We start from the raw sequence: 16,921 nt of genomic DNA, 5'->3' as shown, positions 1-16,921 counted from the left end.
ATCACCTCCTGGTTCTCGTGCCTCGGTCATGTGGCGGGCGTCGCGAGGAAGGTCTCGGTCCCCGTTCCCTCGGTCCAGCCGCCCGCGGCGCACTCGTGCTCGGCCAGCGGCTCGCCCGCGGCGCGGTCCCACGGCAGGAACCGGCTCGGGACCGAGCCCGCGCAGAACTCGCGGAACTCCGCCCCCGCGGCGCCGACCCGTCCGGCTCCGCCCAGCAGAGCGAAGATCGGGTCGAGCGGGAGCCAGCGTCCGCCGGTGTCCTGGACCTCCGCCCAGGAGTGATCGACGGCCAGCATCCCGAGCATCCGCCCGCGGCGGGTCCGGGCGTTCAGGCCGCAGTCGCGGGCCCGCTCGGCCAGGACCAGCGCGGCGGCCACGCAGTCGACCGCGCCGTGGCGGACCGCGGCGGCGGCGTCGGTGTTCAGGCCGGGCGGGAGCCACTGGTAGCGCAGCCGCTCGGTCTCCAGTTCGTCGAGGAGCTCGTCGAAGAGCTTCCTGGCCAGCGATGAGCGGACCTCGGCCCGGAAGCCCCCGGTGACCAGGCCCGCCGTCAGCCGCACCCGCCCGCCGGTCGCCTCGATCACCCCGGGGGCGGTCTGCCGGGCGTCCTGCGCCTCGAGCCTGCCGCCGAAGAGCTCGGGGACGGGCGTCCGGATCCGCCAGGTCCCCGTGCAGCCGGGGTCGGCGCAGGCGAGCATCCAGCGCAGGGTCCAGCTTCTGGGAGCGGTCCAGCCGTCCCGGGGGCCGTCGGCGTAGCGCAGCAGGAAGCGCTGGGCGGCCTCCGGGACGCTCCGGCCGGTGCCGCCGTGGACGGCCACATTGATCAGGTCGTACCGGTCGAACCACAGGTCACGGCCGGTGCCCGTCGCGGGAAGACCCGCCGACAGCAGCAGGTCGAGGGTCGCCTCGTCGCAGTCGAGGAGGCGGAGGGCGGCGGCTCGGCCGACGTCGGGGCGGCGGTACGGCTCGGGGGTCGGGATGAGACGGCGCGCCGCCGAGGTCCAGGACCTGACGGCGGCCGACCCGTCGATCGGCTGGGAGATCGTCATCGCCGCACCGTCTCTCTCTCGGGCCGGAAGGCCTCCAGGTCCAGGGGCGGGGCGGCGGGACGGCCGAACCGCCGGAGCGGGCCCGGGGCCCACCAGTTGGCGTCGCGCATCAGCGCCATCAGCGCCGGGACCAGGACGGCACGGACCACGGTCGCGTCCACGAGGACGGCCACGGCGGTGCCGAGCCCGAGCTGCTTGATGAAGCCGAGCCGCGACAGGGTCAGCGCGCCGACCGCGACCGCCAGCAGGACAGCGGCCATCGTGACGATCCGGCCCGTGCGGTCCAGCGCCACGGCCACGGCCTCACGGGTCGGCAGGCCCTCGTCATGGCACTCCTTGATCCGGCTCAGCAGGAAGACGGTGTAGTCGGTGGACAGGCCGAACGCCAGGGCGAACAGGATGATCGGCGAGGTGGACTCCAGGGCGCCCTGGCTCGTGAAGCCCAGCAGGCCCTCCAGATGGCCGTCCTGGAAGATGAAGACGAGGGCGCCGAACGCGGCCGACAGCGACAGCGCGTTCATGATCAGCGCCTTGATCGGCAGGATCACCGAGCCGGTCAGCGCGAACAGGAGCACCAGCGAGGCGCCGACCACCAGGCCGAGCGCGAGCGGCAGATGCGAGCCGAGGCTGTCCTGCATCGCCGAGAACTGGGCGGTCTGCCCCGTCGCCCGGACGGGATACGGCGCCGGGATCCGCTCGATGCCGCCGAGCGCCGCGCGGGCCTGCGGGGACAGCGCGGCCGAGGCGGGTGTCGCCTCGATCTGCCAGAGCCCGTGCGCCAGCCTGACCGGCACTCCCGCGGCGGCGACGCCCGGCACCCCGGCGACCTTCTTGGCGTAGGAGGCCAGAGCGGGACGGGCGGAGTCGGGCGCGGTGACGACGAGCCGGATCGGGGTGGCCGGAGCGTCGGGGAAGGCCCGCTCCAGCTCCCTGCTGACCTGTCCCGCCGAGGCGTCGGCCGGCAGCACGCTCGCGTCCACGCCCGTGAACCTGATCCCTGCGAACGGGGCGCCCAGCAGGACCAGGACGAGCGCGGCGGCTCCGCCGAGGACGAGCGGCCGGCGCATGACCGTCCAGGAGAAGCGGTACCAGCGGTGCCGCGAGACGACCGCGGCGCGGAACCGGCGCGGAGCCCACTTGTCGATGCGCGCGCCGAGCAGGGCGAGCATCGCGGGCAGCACGACCAGCGCGAACGAGGCGGCGGCCAGCGCGGTCAGCACCCCCGCCAGTCCCATCGAGTACAGGAAGCGCTGCGGGAACAGCAGCAGCGAGGCGAGGGCCGCGCCGACCGTCAGCGCGCTGAACAGGACGGTCCGGCCCGCCGTCGCGACGGTCACCCGGACCGCGGCGGGGGTGGGCAGCCCCTTGCCGAGCTCCTCCCTGAAGCGGGAGACCATGAGCAGGCTGAAGTCGACCGCCAGGCCGACTCCGAGCGCCAGCAGCAGGTTGAGGGCGAAGACCGAGAGTTTCAGCACCGGCATGACCGCGCCCAGCCCCAGCAGGGCGACCGCGATCGTGTAGCCGGCGCCGAGCAGCGGGATCACCGCCGCGACGGCGCCACGGAACACGAACAGCAGCAGGATCAGCAGGACCGGGAAGGCCGCCGTCTCCGCGAGGGCGAGGTCCAGCGTCGAGATGTTGCTGACCTGGACGTTCGCGGTCGTCGGACCGCCGAGCCAGGTGCGGTCGCGCAGCAACGGATCCGCATCCAGGCCGCTCTCGACGGCCGCCACCGCGTCGCGTTCCCTGTTGCCGGTGAAGTGGCCGACGGAGGCGGCGATGAAGGTGGCGCGCCCGTCGGCGGAGATCATCCGAGGGTCACGGGTGGTGGCGTAGGTCTGGACCGCGCGGACCTCGGGCCGCCCGCGCAGCAGGCTCTCGGCCCGCGTGACCTCCGCGGGCACGGGACGGGCCGGGTCGATCACCCGGCCGGTGCGCACCAGGACCAGGTAGCCCTGCTCGGGATCGATCCCGGTGGCCAGGAGCACCTCGTGCTGGGCACGGGCGCTGGGCGAGTCCGGATCGTCGTAGTCGCCCAGGCCCATCGTCATCGTGACGGACGCGACCGCCCCGGCGATGAGGCCCGCGACGACCAGCGGGACGGCACCCCAGAGGAAGCGCCTGGGGTACCGCAGCACGAGGTCACTCAGCTGAGATAGCACGACCTACAAGAGGCGCGTCCGGGCCGATCCATTCCCTCGAATCACCGAATTTCGAACATCGTTATCCCGTGGCGGCATTTCCGTCCCACGCCTGGCGAAATGCCCGGCGGGCGCGGAAGAGCCTCGATCGGACCGTCCCGAGCGGCAGATCGAGCGATTTCGCGACCGTCTGCTCGTCGAGCTCCTGCACATGCCGGAGAGTCAACATCGCACGGTGTTCCGGAGTCATGCGGCCGAGGACATCGCGTATCTCCGTGCCGAGTTGGGGGGTGCTCGAGCCCGCGATCTCGATCTGCTCGGTGGCGATCACCCGGCCGCTGAGGCGGGCCACGCGCGCCGCCTCGCGAAGCGAGATGATGCGGGCCCAGCCGAAGATCGCCGCCGGTTTCTCCAGGCTTCTCAGATTCTGGTAGATGACGATCATGGATTCTTGCACCGCGTCCGATGAGTCCTGCATCGCGATCGGCTTGCAGATGCGTTCCACGAACGGCTCCAGATGCTGGAGGAGTGCGTCCATGGCAGCAAGATCTCCTCGCTGTGCGCACCGCACGAGAAACGTCAGGTCATCACGGCGCTCGGTTACTGGTTCATCCATCCGGCGCTCCCGTAGAACAGACACCAATCGGCCTGGAGCACTGGGCACCATACACACCCGCAATGCCGTCGCGGCACCGTGAGAGGGCAACGTTTACCGGCCTGCAACAGTCGGTCAGCTTCCCGAAAAGGCGCGAAAACGGACATCGGGGCATCCCCCGGACCCGGGAACGAACAATCGGGAAAATTTCAGGATGAGGAGGATTGTTCGAACGGTTCGCGTCCTCTTCTCTATCGGCTGTCCGTCGAGCCACGTACGCCTCGAAGGGAAGAAGGTGATCTCGGTGCCCGCACCAGCGAGATCCGTCGCACGCGAGCTGATCAGGCAGAGCCTCGACCTGCCGTCGGTCGTCGACCGCCTGGACGATGACGACGACCTCGCCGTCGGCGGGATCGACTCCGGCGAGATCGTGCACATCGCGCTGCGCTGCGAGGCGGTCCTCGGCCGCGCCCTCACCGGGGACGAACTCGGGCGCCTGACCAGCGTCGGTTCCGTGGCGGACCTGCTCGGCGAGGGCCCCTGACATGTGGCTGGCGGGAATCCTCGAACGGAACCTGCGGCGTGGGCCCGATCGCACGGCCCTGCGCGACGTGCGCAGGAACGTCACCTGGCGGGAGTTCGACCGCGACGTCGGCGCGCTCGCCGAGACGATCGGGCGGCGGGCCTCGGCCGGCGACCGGGTCCTGGTGCTCAGCGGCAACAGGGTGGAGGTGCTGGAGACCTACTTCGCCTGCGCGGCCGCCGGAGCCGTCGCGACACCCCTGAACCCCGCGCTCACCGACACCGAGATCGACGGGATCCTCGGGCCCGTCGCCCCCGTGCTGGCCATCGCCGACGCCCCCGGCCTCGAGCGCCTGGCCCGGCTCCGCCCCGGGCTCCCCCTGCTCCCGATCGAGGACGTCGCCGAACTGCCGGACGCCTCCGGCCCTCCGCCGGCACCCGTCGCGATGGACGCACCCGCCGCGATCCTGCACACCTCCGCGACCAGCGGCCGGCCGAAGGGAGTGGTCGTCGACCAGCGCTCCTTCGCCCTCAACGCCTTCTCCTGGATGGCGGACGTCGGGGCGGGCGAGGGCACCGTGTTCCTCAACGCCTGCCCGCTCTTCCACGGCAGCATGGTGATCGCGCTCGACTATCTCGCGGCGGGCGCGACGGTCTGCGTCCTCGACCGCTTCACCCCCCAGGGCTGCCTCACCGCCCTCGAGACCTGGCGGGCCGGCCACGCCTTCCTGGTCCCGTCGATGGTGGCCCTGCTGCTGGAGACCCGAGCGCTGGCGGGGACCCGGCTGGACGCCCTCGACCTGCTGCTGCACGGAGCCGCGCCGATGCCTCCCTCGCTCGCCGACGCGGCGGCGGCCCGTCTCGGGGTCCGGCTCCAGACCATCTACGGCATCACCGAGGGGGGCGGCCCCGCCCTGTCCCTGCGCCCGGACGACAAGCCCGCCGCACCGCCGGTACCCGGCGCCACCTGCGCGGGAAGGCCGATGCTGGGGACGGTCGCGCGCATCGCCGGACCCGACGACCGGACCCTCGGACCCGGTGAGATCGGCGAGCTGCGGCTGCGCGGCGACGGTGTCATGCGCGGGTACTGGAACGAGCCCGAGGCCACCGCGGAGGCGCTGCGCGGGGGCGAGCTCAACACCCGTGACCTGTGCGGCATCGACGGAGACGGCTTCTTCTGGGTCGTCGACCGGCGCACCGACCTGATCCTGCGCGGCGGCCAGAACGTCTATCCGGCCGAGATCGAGCACGTCCTGCGCGAGGCCTCGTGCGTCGCCGACGTGGCCGTCGTCCCCGCGCCGTCGAACCGCTGGGGGCAGACGCCGGTGGCGTTCCTGTCGGCGGCGGGACCGGCGGGGATCGACGAGGCCGAGCTGCTCAGGCTGTGCGTGGCCCATCTCGCCCCCTACAAGAGACCCAGCCGCTTCGTGACAGTCGAGGAGATCCCCCGCAACCCCGCGGGCAAGATCCTCCGCACCCGGTTGCGCGAGCGCGCGGCGGAGGCCTGAGGTGTCACGCTACGACTCGGGCGAACGCTTCCAGGGCATCGACGAGCTGCGCGAGGCGGTCGCCGCCGAGCGCAAGGCCGTCACCTCCCATCCGGTCTACCACCGCCTGGACTCCCTGCCGGCGGTCAACCTCTTCATGGCCCACCACGTGTTCGCGGTCTGGGACTTCATGTCCCTGCTCAAGGACCTCCAGCGCGAGCTGACCTGCGTCGACGTCCCCTGGACGCCCGCCGCTACCCGCACCGCAGGACGGCTCATCAACGAGATCGTCCTGGTGGAGGAGAGCGACGCCCGCGCCGGCGGCTTCCTCAGCCATTTCGAGCTCTACCTCGAGGCGATGGACCGGTCGGGAGCGGACACCACTCCGATCTTGGAACTCGTCTTTCAGATACGCGACGGTATTGAACTGCCCTCGGCATTGGAACGTGCCTGCGCACCGGCCCCGTCGGCCATGTTCACGCTGGCCACATGGGAGCTCATCAACTCGGCTCCACTGCACTGCAAAGCGGCGGCTTTCGCTTTCGGCCGCGAGGACCTGATTCCCGAGATGTTCGACCAGATCGCCGCCATAGAGGATCCGTCGAACCTTCTGGAGCCGTTCAGGGACTATCTGTCACGGCATATCGAGGTCGACGCGGGCGAGCACACTCCGATGGCCATGCGGATGGTCGCCGATCTGTGCGGCGAGGACCCGGCGAAATGGTCCGAGTGCGCCGAGACCGTCGCGGTCGCGCTCCGTGATCGGGAGAAGCTTTGGAACGGAATCATGGACGCGTTGGAAAGGAACTTTTAACACCCGATAATGTACGATTTCTGACCTAGAGTCGGTACCAGAGTCATAGCTTCGCCTTTTTGTCATGCCTTTTTTCAATTTCCCATTGCGACTCCTCTATTGAAATGGTGTGCGATTTACATCCAATCGTTACTCTCGATCGGTTGTTTCTCGTTAGATTCCTAGTGTTCGAGCCTGCCGTTTCCCGTTCCATTGGCCTGGAGAAGCAGGGAAGACGGCAGGTGAATGGTTTCATCGATTCGCGATGGTCGAGCCCGAAAGATGGGATCCGGAACATGAGTGGAAACATGGCCCCGCGGCTCCGTGCACGGGGTCGTGAGCAGGTCGACGCCGGAACGGTTCCACGGCCGGAACGGCGGAGGAGGTTCGGTGGAATCCGTACCATCAGAGCCCGGCTCGCGATCATCCTGCTCGTGCCGACCTCGCTGCTGGTGATGACGTCGGCGTTCGGCGTCGTCGACCAGCTGCGCACCGCCTCCGACGCCGAGTCCGTCTCCCGGCTGGTGGAGCTGGAGCTGTCGACCCAGAACCTCATCCACTCACTGCAACGCGAACGCTCCCTCACCAGCGCCCTGCTGGCGGGAGCCGACCAGTACCGTCCCCAGGTCGACGCCCAGCGGCGCGCGACGAACACCAACCGCCAGGACCTGGACCGGCTCGTCGCCACCCAGGACACCGCCAGCAGCCGGGCCATCAACGCGGCCCTGGCCAACATGAGCACGCTGGGCTTCGTCCGCGAGTCGGCCGACACCGGGCGTCTCGACCGCACCCAGATGCTCGACTTCTACACGACCGCGATCGTCGGGCTGAGCGGGTTCTCGGCCGAGGGAGACCTCGGGCAGAACGACACCCGGCTCCGCCGCGACCTTCAGAGCCTGCACTCCATCGGCGACGCGAAGGAGGCGGTGGCCCTGGAGCGCGGCCAGCTCAGCGGCGTGTTCGCCCAGGGCTGGTTCACCCCCAACGACTACCTGCGCTTCACCGAGGTCAGGGCGAACAAGCTGAACGCCCTCAGCCGGTTCACCCAGACGGCCTCCGAACCGCGCAAGGCCGACCTCGCGGCGGCCATGAAGACCCCGCAGGCCGACCTGTCGCTGAACTTCGAGCGGGTCGCCCTCGACGGCGCCGACGGCCGGCGGCTGAAGCTCAGCTCGCCCCAGTGGTCGGCGGCGATGACGACGGTCGGGATCGACCTGCGCGAGATCCAGCGGGAGGTCGGCGACGACATCCGCGACCGCGTCTCGTCGATCAAGACCGACTCCGACCGCGGCCTGTTCCTCTACTCCCTGCTCGCCGCCGCGACCGTGGTCGTCGCCCTGATGCTGTGGCTCTACACGTTCCGGTCGATCATGCGGCCGCTCGCGGTGCTGACCGGGGAGGCCCATGACGCCGCCGAGCGCAGGCTCCCCGAGGCGGTCTCCCGGATCCAGTCGGCCGACGATCCCGGCAGCGTCCTGCACGGCCTCACCCAGTCCTCGCTGTCGCGCCGCCACGACGAGTTCGCCGAGGTCGCGGTGGCGCTCGACCACCTCCAGGAGACCGCGGTCCGCCTCGCCATCGAGCAGGCCGTCATGCGGTACAACACGGCCGAGTCGCTGGCCAACCTGGGCCGCCGCAACCAGAACCTGGTCCGCAGGCAGCTCGGTTTCATCACCGCGCTCGAGCGGGAGGAGGCCGACCCCAACCAGCTCGCCAACCTCTTCGAGCTGGACCACCTGGCGACCCGCATGCGCCGCAACGCCGAGAGCCTGCTGGTCCTCGTCGGCGAGCACAGCCCGCGCCGCTGGTCGACGGCGGTCTCCGTCGGCGACGTGCTGCGCTCGGCCTTCGCCGAGGTCGAGGACTACCGCCGGGTCACCCTGCGGCGCGCCGACAAGGCGATGGTCAAGGGGACGGCCGCGGCGGAGATCGCCCACCTGCTCGCGGAGCTGGTGGAGAACGCGCTGTCCTTCTCCCCGCCCGACCTCGCCGTCGAGGTGCAGGCCAGGTCGGCCGGGAGCGACTACCACATCGCGATCGTCGACCAGGGGATCGGCATGACCCCCGAGGCGATGGCCACCGCCAACGCCCGGCTCCGCGGTGAGGAGAGCTTCCTCATCAGCCCGACCCGCGACCTCGGCCACTACGTGGTGGGCCGGCTGGCCCAGCGGCTCGGCCTGAAGGTGTGGCTGCACGACTCGCCGCTGAACGGGGTGACCGCCCGCGTGATCATCCCCGAGGCGATGCTCCATCCGGCCGAACCGGTTTCTGGCCAGCAGCATCAGTCGCAGCCCGTGCCGGTCGCCGCGGCGAGCGGCCCCGGAAGCGGCGTGGGCGTCAACGGGATGCTCTCCGCGCCCATCCCGGACACCGGACCCCAGCCGGTGGCCAGCGGGGCTCTCAACGGCGCTCAGCCGCGTCCGCAGAGCGGCCCGCGCCATGCCGCGCCCGGCACGACGACCCGCAACGGGCTGCTGAAGCGGCAGCCGAAGGCCGCCGGCACCCGTCGGGCCGGTTCCCGGCCGCCCCAGCCCGAGCAGCCGAGGCCCCCCGCGGGACCCGACCGGACGCCGGCCGAGGTGCGGTCGATGCTCGACAACTTCAGGTCCGGATTCCACAGCACCGAGCACGTCAACGGTCGAGAGCCGCAGTGATGGAGGAGAACCGCTATGTCCCAAACAGCGCAGGAGATCAGCAACTTCAACTGGCTGCTCGGCAAGTTCGTCAGGGATACCGACGGAGTGGCCGACGCGGTGGCGGTCTCGTCCGACGGTCTCCTGATGGCCCTGTCGGAGGGCCTGGACAGACCGTCCGCCGAGCCACTGGCGGCCATCATCTCCGGACTGGTCAGCCTGGCGCGCAGCGCGTCGCACCGCTACCGCTTCGAGGGGCTCAAGCTGGTGATGATCGAGATGCGCCGGGGCTTCCTGCTGGTGTCGGCGATCTCCGACGGCAGCTGCCTGGGTGTGGTGGCGTCCAACGACTGCGACCTCGGGCTGGTGGGCCACGAGATCGCGGTGCTCTGCGACCGCTTCGGCACGCTCCTGACGCCCGAGATCGTCACGGAACTGAAGAACAAGGTCCTTCGATGACCTCCGGCCGGCGCCAGGAGCATCCGAGGCCGCCGGGGACCGTCGACGTCGGACGTGGACCCGAGCCCGCCGCTCCCGGCACTCCCCCGACGGTGCCCATTCCGGCCGACGGGGTGTCCAACGAGCAGTTCGTCAGGCCGTTCATCGTCACGGGCGGCCGCACCCGCCCCGCCGACGACCGGCTCCGGGTGGAGACCCTGGTCACCGCCATCCCAGCGGCCCTGTCGGCACCGCTGAACTTCGAGCGCCGCCGGATCGTGGAGGTCTGCCAGTGGCCGCTGTCGGTGGCCGAGATCGCCGCCGGCCTCGGGGTGCCGCTCGGCGTGGTCCGCGTGCTGATCGCCGATCTGCTCGCGGAGCGCTATCTGACCGTCCACGAGCACGTCGGGCAGAACGGACACCTCTCGCTGTCCCTGTTGGAAAGGATCCGTGACGGTGTCCGTGCACTCTGAGACCCTCACCTCCGTCGTCTCCGCGAAGATCATCATTTCGGGCGGGTTCGGGGTGGGGAAGACGACGTTCGTCGGGGCGATCTCCGAGATCGAGCCCCTCACGACCGAGGCGGCGATGACCTCGGCCTCCGTCGGCGTCGACGACACCTCGGGCGTCGAGAACAAGTCGACCACGACGGTCGCGTTCGACTTCGGGCGGATCACCGTCGACGAGCGGATCGTGCTGTACCTGTTCGGCACGCCGGGGCAGGAGCGGTTCGCGTTCCTGTGGGACGACCTCATCGAGGGCGCGATCGGCGCCATCGTCCTGGTCGACACCCGGCGGATCGACCAGGCCTACGCCGCCCTCGACTTCTTCGAGGAGGCGTCGATCCCGATCGCCATCGGGGTGAACCACTTTCCCGGTTCCGAGCAGTTCGAGCTGGACGAGGTCCGCGAGGCGCTCGGAGTCGCCGACCGCGTCCCGCTCGTCCTGTGCGACGCGCGCCAGAAGGAGTCGGTGAAGCTGGTGCTCCTCGCCCTGCTCGACAGCGTCATCTTCAACGCGACCTGATCTCCCGAGAGGGAATGGGAGGACGAGACATGGTTCGAGTCAACCGGCTGCTCTGCGCCGCGGTCCTGGTCGCGGCCCTGCCGCTCGTCGGCTGCGGCCCCCTGCCGGGGCAGGGCGAGAGCGAGGGCAAGCCCGTCAAGCTGGGCTTCAGCGCCTGGCCCGGCTGGTTCCCCTGGCAGGTGGCCCAGGAGAAGGGCTTCTTCAAGCGCAACGGCCTCGACGTCGATCTGCGCTGGTACGACAACTACACCGACAGCCTGACCGCGCTCACCAACGGCGACATCGACGCCAACAGCCAGACGCTGAACGACACGCTGTCGTCGGTGACCGACGGGGCCCGCGAGACGATCGTCCTGGTCAACGACAACTCCACGGGCAACGACCAGATCATCGCCCGGCCGGGCATCAACAAGATCGCGGACCTGAAGGGCAAGAAGGTGGCGGCCGAGGAGGGGACGGTCGACCACTACCTGCTCATGCTCGCGCTCCGCAAGGCCGGGCTCGGCCCCAAGGACGTGCAGTTCCAGCCGATGGCGACCGACGCCGCCGCCGACGCGCTCAACCAGGGCAAGGTCGACGCGGTCGGGGTGTTCGCGCCGTTCACGACCACCGCGCTCCAGCTGGAGGGCAGCAAGGCCATCGCCACGTCGAAGGACTTCCCCGGCGCGATCCCCGACCACCTGGTCGTCACGGGCGCCTTCCTGAACAAGCGGCCCGACGACGTCCAGTCCCTGGTGAAGACCTGGTTCGACACGGTGGACTGGATCGAGGCGAACCGGCAGGAGGCCAACCGCATCATGGCCAAGCGGGCCGGGGTCTCGGAGTCCGAGTACTCCTCCTACGAGGCGGGGACGACGATCTTCTCGCTCGAGCAGAACGTCCAGGCGTTCCGGACCGGGACGAACGCCGTCAGCCTGCCGTTCCAGGCGAGGTCGCTGTCGCAGTTCCTGTTCGATAACCGGCTCGCGCCGATGAAGCCGGCCCTGAACGGGCTGTTCGAGCCGCGCTTCATCCTGGCGCTGCGGGACTGAGACCTCACATGTGGGCGCGCACGAGGTCGTCGACCTCGGCGCGGATCTTCAGGAAGTCCGGTTCGCGCTTGAGCAGCAGATCGCGGTGGCCGGGAAGGTCGACGTCGAGTTCGGCGGCGATCCGTCCCGGCTTCGTGGTCAGGACGATGACCCGCTGGGCGAGGAAGACGGCCTCCTCGACATCATGGGTGACCATCAGGATCGTGGTACCGGTGTCCTTCCACACCTGACGCAGGAACACCTGCATGTCGTCCTTGGTCTGACAGTCCAGAGCACCGAACGGCTCATCCAGCAGCAGCACCGACGGCTCACACACCAGAGCCCGCGCGATCGCCACCCGCTGACGCTGCCCGCCCGACAACTCCTTCGGCAACCGCCCCTCCAGACCCCTCAGACCCACCTCCGCCAGATACCACGCCACCCGATCCCGCCGCTCAGCACGGTTCAGCCGCAGAAGCCGCAGCCCGAAAGCGACGTTCTCCCCGACCGTCTTCCACGGGAACAACGCCCCCGTCTGGAAGACCAGGCCCCGCTCAGGCCCCGGACCGTGCACCCGCGCCCCGTCCACCGTGATCGTCCCGGTGGACGGGGCATCAAGCCCCGCGATCAGCGACAGCAGGGTCGACTTGCCGGAGCCACTGGCCCCGACGATGCACACGAACTCCCCCGGGCGCACCTCCAGGGAGATGTTCTCCAGGGCCTTGGTGGACCCGAAGTCCCGGCCGATCGCGTTGAGCCTCATGGCTGCCACCTTCCGATCCGGTCGCGGACCAGCCGGAGGACCACGTCGATGGCCAGCCCGATCAGCCCGATCACGATCAATATCGCGAAGATCTTGTCGCTCTGCAGGAAACGCTGCGCCCGCGAGATCCGGTAACCCAGCCCCGACTCCGCCGCGATCAGCTCGGCCACGACCACGAGGTTCCACGCCACCGCGAAGTTCACCCGGATCGCATCCAGGATTCCCGGCAGGGCATAGGGGACCACGACCTTGCGGAGGATCTCGCCCTGGCGCGCACCGAGCGTGGCCGACACCTGCCGCAGCTCTTTGGGAACGACTTTCACGACGTCGGCGGTCATCAGAGTGTTGAAGAACACCACCCCGATCACCAGCAGGGCGACCTTCGAGGACTCACCGATCCCCAGCCAGATCACCAGCAACGGGATGAACGCCGCCGCCGGCAGATACCGCAGAATCCCGACGATCGGCTCCAGCCCCGCATGCACCGAAGGAAAGGCACCCATCAAGATCCCGAGCGGAACCGAGACCACCACCGCGATGCCGAAGCCGTACAGGATCCGCGCCGAACTCGCCCAGACGTCATCGGCGAGCTGACCCGACCGCGCCATCTCCCACCCCGCCGCCCAGGTGTCCCCAGGACTCGGCAGGAACTCCTTCCCCACCACGCCCAGCGCGGACACGAAGAACCACAGACCCAGCGGAACGGCCACCGACACCGCCCGCAGAACCCAGCGGGAGGTCTTCGGGACGGGGACGCCCAGACCCAGCAGCGGGGGGACCTGCCTGGCCGGGCGCCGCCGGGGAAGCGGCGCCCATCGGCGGCCGGTGAGCGAGGTCACGGCTTCACGCTCTGCAGGAACTTGGGCTCGAGCAGGCCGTCCAGGGAGGGCTTGGCGTCGGCGAGCTTCGAGTCGACGAGGAACGTCGCGATCTGCTCGGCCTGGAATCCGAGGTTGGTCGGCTCGGTCCCCGTCCCGAACGCCTTGATGTTCTGCTCGAGCGAGAAGATGGTCGTCCCCGCGTCGTAGGACCGGTAGTCGCTCTCGGAGACCGACGCCCGAGCGGACATGATCTTGACGGCCTCCGCCGGGTTCTCCTTGATCCACTTCAGGGTGTCGAACCAGGTCTGGACGAGCGCCTGGACCTGCTCGGACCGGTCGTCCACGAGCTCGCGCTGGACCACGAGGTGGTCGGGGATCGCGCCGGGGAAGTCCTTCGACGTCGCGATGGCCGAGCTTCCCTTGAGCTTCAGCGCGGTGGTCGTGAACGGGGCGAACGCGCCGACCGCGTCGATCTTCCCGGAGGCGAAGGCCGCGGCCGCCGCGTCGGTGACGAGCGGCCGGAAGGTGATGTCCCTCTCGGTCAGGCCCGCCTTCTTGAGGGCGAGCAGCAGCAGGTAGTGGTCGACGGTGCCGGGTTCGGCCGAGACGGTCTTGCCCTTGAGGTCGGCGAGGGAGGCGATCCCGGGCCTGGCGATGATCTGGTCGTTGCCGGTCGAGTTGTCGTTGACCAGGACGATCGTCTGCTTCGCCCCTCCCGACACCGACGCGAGCGTGTCGTTGAGCGTCTGGCTGTTGGCGTCGATCGCGCCGGAGGCCAGCGCCTGGAGCGAGTCGGTGTAGCTCTCGAAGTACTTGAGGTCGACCGTCACGCCGTTCTTGGTGAACAGCCCCTTCTCCTGAGCCACCTGCCAGGGGAACCATCCCGGCCACGCGGAGAACCCGAGCGTGATCTTGGACTTGGCGCCTGCGTCGTCACCACCGGAGTCGCCGCAGGCGGTGAGCAGGGACGCCGACAGGAGGATCGCGCCGACGCCGGTGGCGAACTTGAACAGGGCGGGAAATCGCATGGGGGGTTTACGGCCTTCTTCTGCGGAGGGACAGGAGTGCGCGGAGCCATTGCGGGAACAGGGCAAACTCGACGGTCTTAATCCGAAGGGCGAGCACCGATCATATCGAGAATCCCTCGAATACCAAACAGTAGCCAGTACATTTCCCAAAGAACTCGACTCTTGTTCGCCGCGCGGTTGCGGACGCCATTCGGTACCGCTCGGTATCCGTACACCGGGTACCGTCCCGATGCGCGGAGCGGGGATTCATCCGACGCCATCGCCGCTACGGCCAGGCATCACGGCTACCCTGCATCAGGATCCAGCCCCGCACGGTGACCGTTAAGGCCAGGGCCGAATATCCCCGTGCGGCGAACCCGGAAGATGTCTTTCCTCAAATGTCACGGCACTGACATAAAGTGTCCACGCGACGAGATGATCAGCCAAGAGCGGCCCGTGCGGAGGCCGGGTTCCAGGGCGCGCCCCGGACGGAGCCCACCCCCCGCCGACTCCTGGGCGAGGCGACGACCAGCCCGGGATGATCGACATATCGCGCCTTTCCCGAGGTGGTACCGGCACCTCCTTCGACCATTTCCTCATTTACACAGAACAGATCGCGAAAAACCGTGGGGCAGGCCGCCCGCCCAAGGCGAATAGTCGCGACAACAGCCAGATAACGAGAATTGACAGTGAGGCCGATCCTTTCCCGGCTTCCGACCGGTGGACGGCTTCGTCGAGGGCGAACTCTCGCCCGCGAACGCCGACATGCCCGCCTTGACCATGGGGTTCATCGGACGCCGCCGTCCGGCTCGATCGCCGCGAGATCCACCGGAATGCCCTTCGGCATCGGCGGAACCCGGCTTCTCGTCAGAGAAGGATCGGCGCCCGGCCCTTTGTTCAGAGGGCCGGTGCGGAGGAAAACGGGGCGGGCCGCACATCGACCTCGGCCCAGACGGTCTTGCCCTTTCCGGCGCGGTCGGTCCCCCACTGGGTGGAATAGCGGTCGACGATGATCATTCCCCGGCCGCCTTCCTCCAGCGGATCCGGCATCCTCATCACCGGCGGCGCGGGATCATGATCGGCGACCTCGATCCGGACCTCCCCGTTCCGCGAGAGCCGCACCTCCACGTCGGTTCCCGCGTGCTCCACCGCGTTCGCGACCAGCTCCGCGATGATCGCGGTCACCCGTTCCTCGGCCTGCCCCAGCGACCACCGCCGCATCACCCGGGCCGAGAACAGCCGCGCCGCCTCCACCGCACCCGACCACGGCTTCGCCCGGAACACCGCACGGGGACTCTCCGCCGTCATCAGGCCCACTCCTTCGATCACGCCACTGCACACATCAGTGGTGCTACCCCCTCACACCGTCTCAATCCCGGCCAGGGAGAATCGGACGGCCGAGATCACAGGAAGCGGCGGATGGGGCGGACCGCGTACTCCTGGGTCCGCTGCCAGGCCGATCGCCTGGACCAGCCGTCGGCGTCGATCCGTTCGCTCTTCTCGAGGTCCTGGTCGAACTGGCCGTCGAGGACGGCGGTGAACTCCTCGTCGAGCACCGCGAGCATGATCTCCTCGTCGTGGTCGAGGGAGCGGCGGTTGAAGTTGGTCGAGCCGACGAGAGCGGCGATGCCGTCCACCGTGACGACCTTCGCGTGCATCATCGTGGGCTGGTAGTGGAAGATGTTCACCCCGCAGGCGATGAGCGTCTCGTAGAAGTTCTGGCCCGCGAGCTGGCAGACCCGCTTGTCGGTGTGCGGGCCCGGCAGGAGGATCTCCACGTCCACCCCCCGGCGGGCGGCGGCGCACAGCATTTGGACGAAGAACTCGTCGGGGGCGAAGTAGGCGGTGGCCAGCCGGAAGCGGACCTCGGCGGACTCCACGACCACGCGCAGCAGGGTCTGCATGTCCTGCCAGCCGACGCTGGCCGACCCCCGCACCACCTGGACGACCGCCCCTCCCTGCGGTTCGTGGCCGATGAAGCGGTCACGGCCGTCGAAGAGCTCGGCATGGCACTCGGCCCAGTTCTGGGCGAAGCCCGCGGCCAGCCCGTCGACGGCGGGCCCGCGCACCCGGACGTGGGTGTCACGCCACTCGCTCTCGTCGCGCGCGTCACCGCACCACTCCTCGGCGATGCCCACCCCGCCGGTGAACCCGGTCGTCTCGTCGACGACGAGGACCTTACGATGGCAGCGGTGGTTCTGCTTCAGCGGCGACAGGCCCATCGGCTTGCGGAACCACGCCACCTGGACGCCCGACCGCTCCATCGCCTCGAGCTGGTCCCGCTCGATCAGCCGGCAGCCGAAGCCGTCCAGCAGGAGCCGGACCCGGACGCCCGCACGGGCCCGCTCCGCCAGCGCCTGGGCGAACTCCCGGGCGATGTCGCCCCGCCAGTAGACGAAGGTCATCATGTCGATGGTGTGCTCGGCGCCCCGGATCGACTCCAGCATCGAGGCGAAGATCTCGTCACCGTTGCGCAGCGGGAGCAGGGAGTTGCCCTCGGTCGCCGCGATGCCGATCAGCCGCTCCAGGCGGCGCCGCAAGCGGGCCGCGTCCAGTCCCGCAGGAGCCGTCAGCGGCCGTTCCCGGAGTTCCGTCAATGACCTGCCCCTTTCCTCCCTACCTGCCCTTCCCAGGAA

General features: G+C 69.5%; 16 protein-coding genes. 8 read left to right on the top strand and 8 right to left on the bottom strand.

Features of this window, described 5'->3' with window-relative positions:
* Window positions 1–26: 26 nt before the first annotated feature.
* The 3 genes from ABD785_RS08950 to ABD785_RS08940 all read right to left on the bottom strand — a co-directional run bounded on the left by ABD785_RS08950 (window position 27) and on the right by ABD785_RS08940 (window position 3,728).
* Window positions 27–1,049: a transglutaminase domain-containing protein gene (locus ABD785_RS08950; protein WP_344824558.1), complete on the bottom strand. Its 1,023-nt coding sequence runs from the start codon at window positions 1,047–1,049 to the stop codon at window positions 27–29.
* On the bottom strand, window positions 1,046–3,211 hold the full coding sequence (locus ABD785_RS08945; RefSeq protein WP_344824556.1) for an MMPL family transporter: 2,166 nt from the start codon (window positions 3,209–3,211) through the stop codon (window positions 1,046–1,048). Before ABD785_RS08945 ends, ABD785_RS08950 begins: the two co-directional genes overlap by 4 nt.
* A gap of 61 nt (window positions 3,212–3,272) precedes the next feature.
* Window positions 3,273–3,728 (bottom strand): RNA polymerase sigma factor, encoded by a 456-nt coding sequence (locus ABD785_RS08940; RefSeq protein ID WP_344824553.1) that lies wholly within the window; start codon window positions 3,726–3,728, stop codon window positions 3,273–3,275.
* 361 nt (window positions 3,729–4,089) lie between these two features.
* Here ABD785_RS08940 and ABD785_RS08935 point away from each other — a divergent pair, with 361 nt between their 5' ends.
* From ABD785_RS08935 to ABD785_RS08900, 8 genes are all read left to right on the top strand, one after another.
* A complete protein-coding gene (locus ABD785_RS08935; RefSeq protein ID WP_344824550.1) occupies window positions 4,090–4,329 on the top strand; it encodes a phosphopantetheine-binding protein in 240 nt (79 codons plus the stop codon).
* Window position 4,330: 1 nt separating this feature from the next.
* A complete protein-coding gene (locus ABD785_RS08930; RefSeq protein WP_344824547.1) occupies window positions 4,331–5,815 on the top strand; it encodes a class I adenylate-forming enzyme family protein in 1,485 nt (494 codons plus the stop codon).
* A 1-nt stretch (window position 5,816) separates the two neighbouring features.
* Window positions 5,817–6,608, top strand: coding sequence for a DUF3050 domain-containing protein (locus ABD785_RS08925; RefSeq protein ID WP_344824544.1), 792 nt, complete (start codon window positions 5,817–5,819; stop codon window positions 6,606–6,608).
* Between the two features lie 413 nt (window positions 6,609–7,021).
* Window positions 7,022–9,241: a sensor histidine kinase gene (locus ABD785_RS08920; RefSeq protein WP_344824541.1), complete on the top strand. Its 2,220-nt coding sequence runs from the start codon at window positions 7,022–7,024 to the stop codon at window positions 9,239–9,241.
* A 15-nt stretch (window positions 9,242–9,256) separates the two neighbouring features.
* On the top strand, window positions 9,257–9,679 hold the full coding sequence (locus ABD785_RS08915; RefSeq protein ID WP_344824536.1) for a roadblock/LC7 domain-containing protein: 423 nt from the start codon (window positions 9,257–9,259) through the stop codon (window positions 9,677–9,679).
* The gene (locus tag ABD785_RS08910; protein WP_344824534.1) at window positions 9,676–10,131 is read left to right on the top strand and encodes a DUF742 domain-containing protein; all 456 of its coding nucleotides are present in this window, start codon (window positions 9,676–9,678) and stop codon (window positions 10,129–10,131) included. The genes ABD785_RS08915 and ABD785_RS08910 overlap by 4 nt, the downstream gene beginning before the upstream one ends.
* Window positions 10,109–10,684: a GTP-binding protein gene (locus tag ABD785_RS08905; RefSeq protein WP_425547750.1), complete on the top strand. Its 576-nt coding sequence runs from the start codon at window positions 10,109–10,111 to the stop codon at window positions 10,682–10,684. The genes ABD785_RS08910 and ABD785_RS08905 overlap by 23 nt, the downstream gene beginning before the upstream one ends.
* 29 nt (window positions 10,685–10,713) lie before the next feature.
* A complete protein-coding gene (locus tag ABD785_RS08900; RefSeq protein WP_344824527.1) occupies window positions 10,714–11,715 on the top strand; it encodes an ABC transporter substrate-binding protein in 1,002 nt (333 codons plus the stop codon).
* 4 nt (window positions 11,716–11,719) lie between these two features.
* Here the strand turns inward: ABD785_RS08900 and ABD785_RS08895 are convergent, their stop codons facing one another.
* The 5 genes from ABD785_RS08895 to ABD785_RS08875 all read right to left on the bottom strand — a co-directional run bounded on the left by ABD785_RS08895 (window position 11,720) and on the right by ABD785_RS08875 (window position 16,882).
* Window positions 11,720–12,457, bottom strand: a complete 738-nt coding sequence (locus ABD785_RS08895) for an ABC transporter ATP-binding protein (RefSeq protein ID WP_344824524.1) — start codon at window positions 12,455–12,457, stop codon at window positions 11,720–11,722.
* Window positions 12,454–13,296: an ABC transporter permease gene (locus ABD785_RS08890; protein ID WP_344824521.1), complete on the bottom strand. Its 843-nt coding sequence runs from the start codon at window positions 13,294–13,296 to the stop codon at window positions 12,454–12,456. Before ABD785_RS08890 ends, ABD785_RS08895 begins: the two co-directional genes overlap by 4 nt.
* Entirely contained in the window at window positions 13,293–14,306 is a 1,014-nt protein-coding gene (locus ABD785_RS08885) for an ABC transporter substrate-binding protein (RefSeq protein WP_344824518.1), read from the bottom strand. Before ABD785_RS08885 ends, ABD785_RS08890 begins: the two co-directional genes overlap by 4 nt.
* 876 nt (window positions 14,307–15,182) lie before the next feature.
* Entirely contained in the window at window positions 15,183–15,593 is a 411-nt protein-coding gene (locus ABD785_RS08880; RefSeq protein WP_344824515.1) for an ATP-binding protein, read from the bottom strand.
* 95 nt (window positions 15,594–15,688) lie between these two features.
* Window positions 15,689–16,882 (bottom strand): phospholipase D-like domain-containing protein, encoded by a 1,194-nt coding sequence (locus ABD785_RS08875; RefSeq protein ID WP_344824511.1) that lies wholly within the window; start codon window positions 16,880–16,882, stop codon window positions 15,689–15,691.
* Between the last annotated feature and the right edge of the window lie 39 nt (window positions 16,883–16,921).

It is taken from the genome of Actinocorallia longicatena (assembly GCF_039534125.1).
Classification (GTDB): Bacteria; Actinomycetota; Actinomycetes; order Streptosporangiales; family Streptosporangiaceae; genus Actinocorallia; species Actinocorallia longicatena.
Note: the sequence above shows the minus strand (reverse complement) of the source record. Positions and strands in the feature narration are given on the sequence as shown.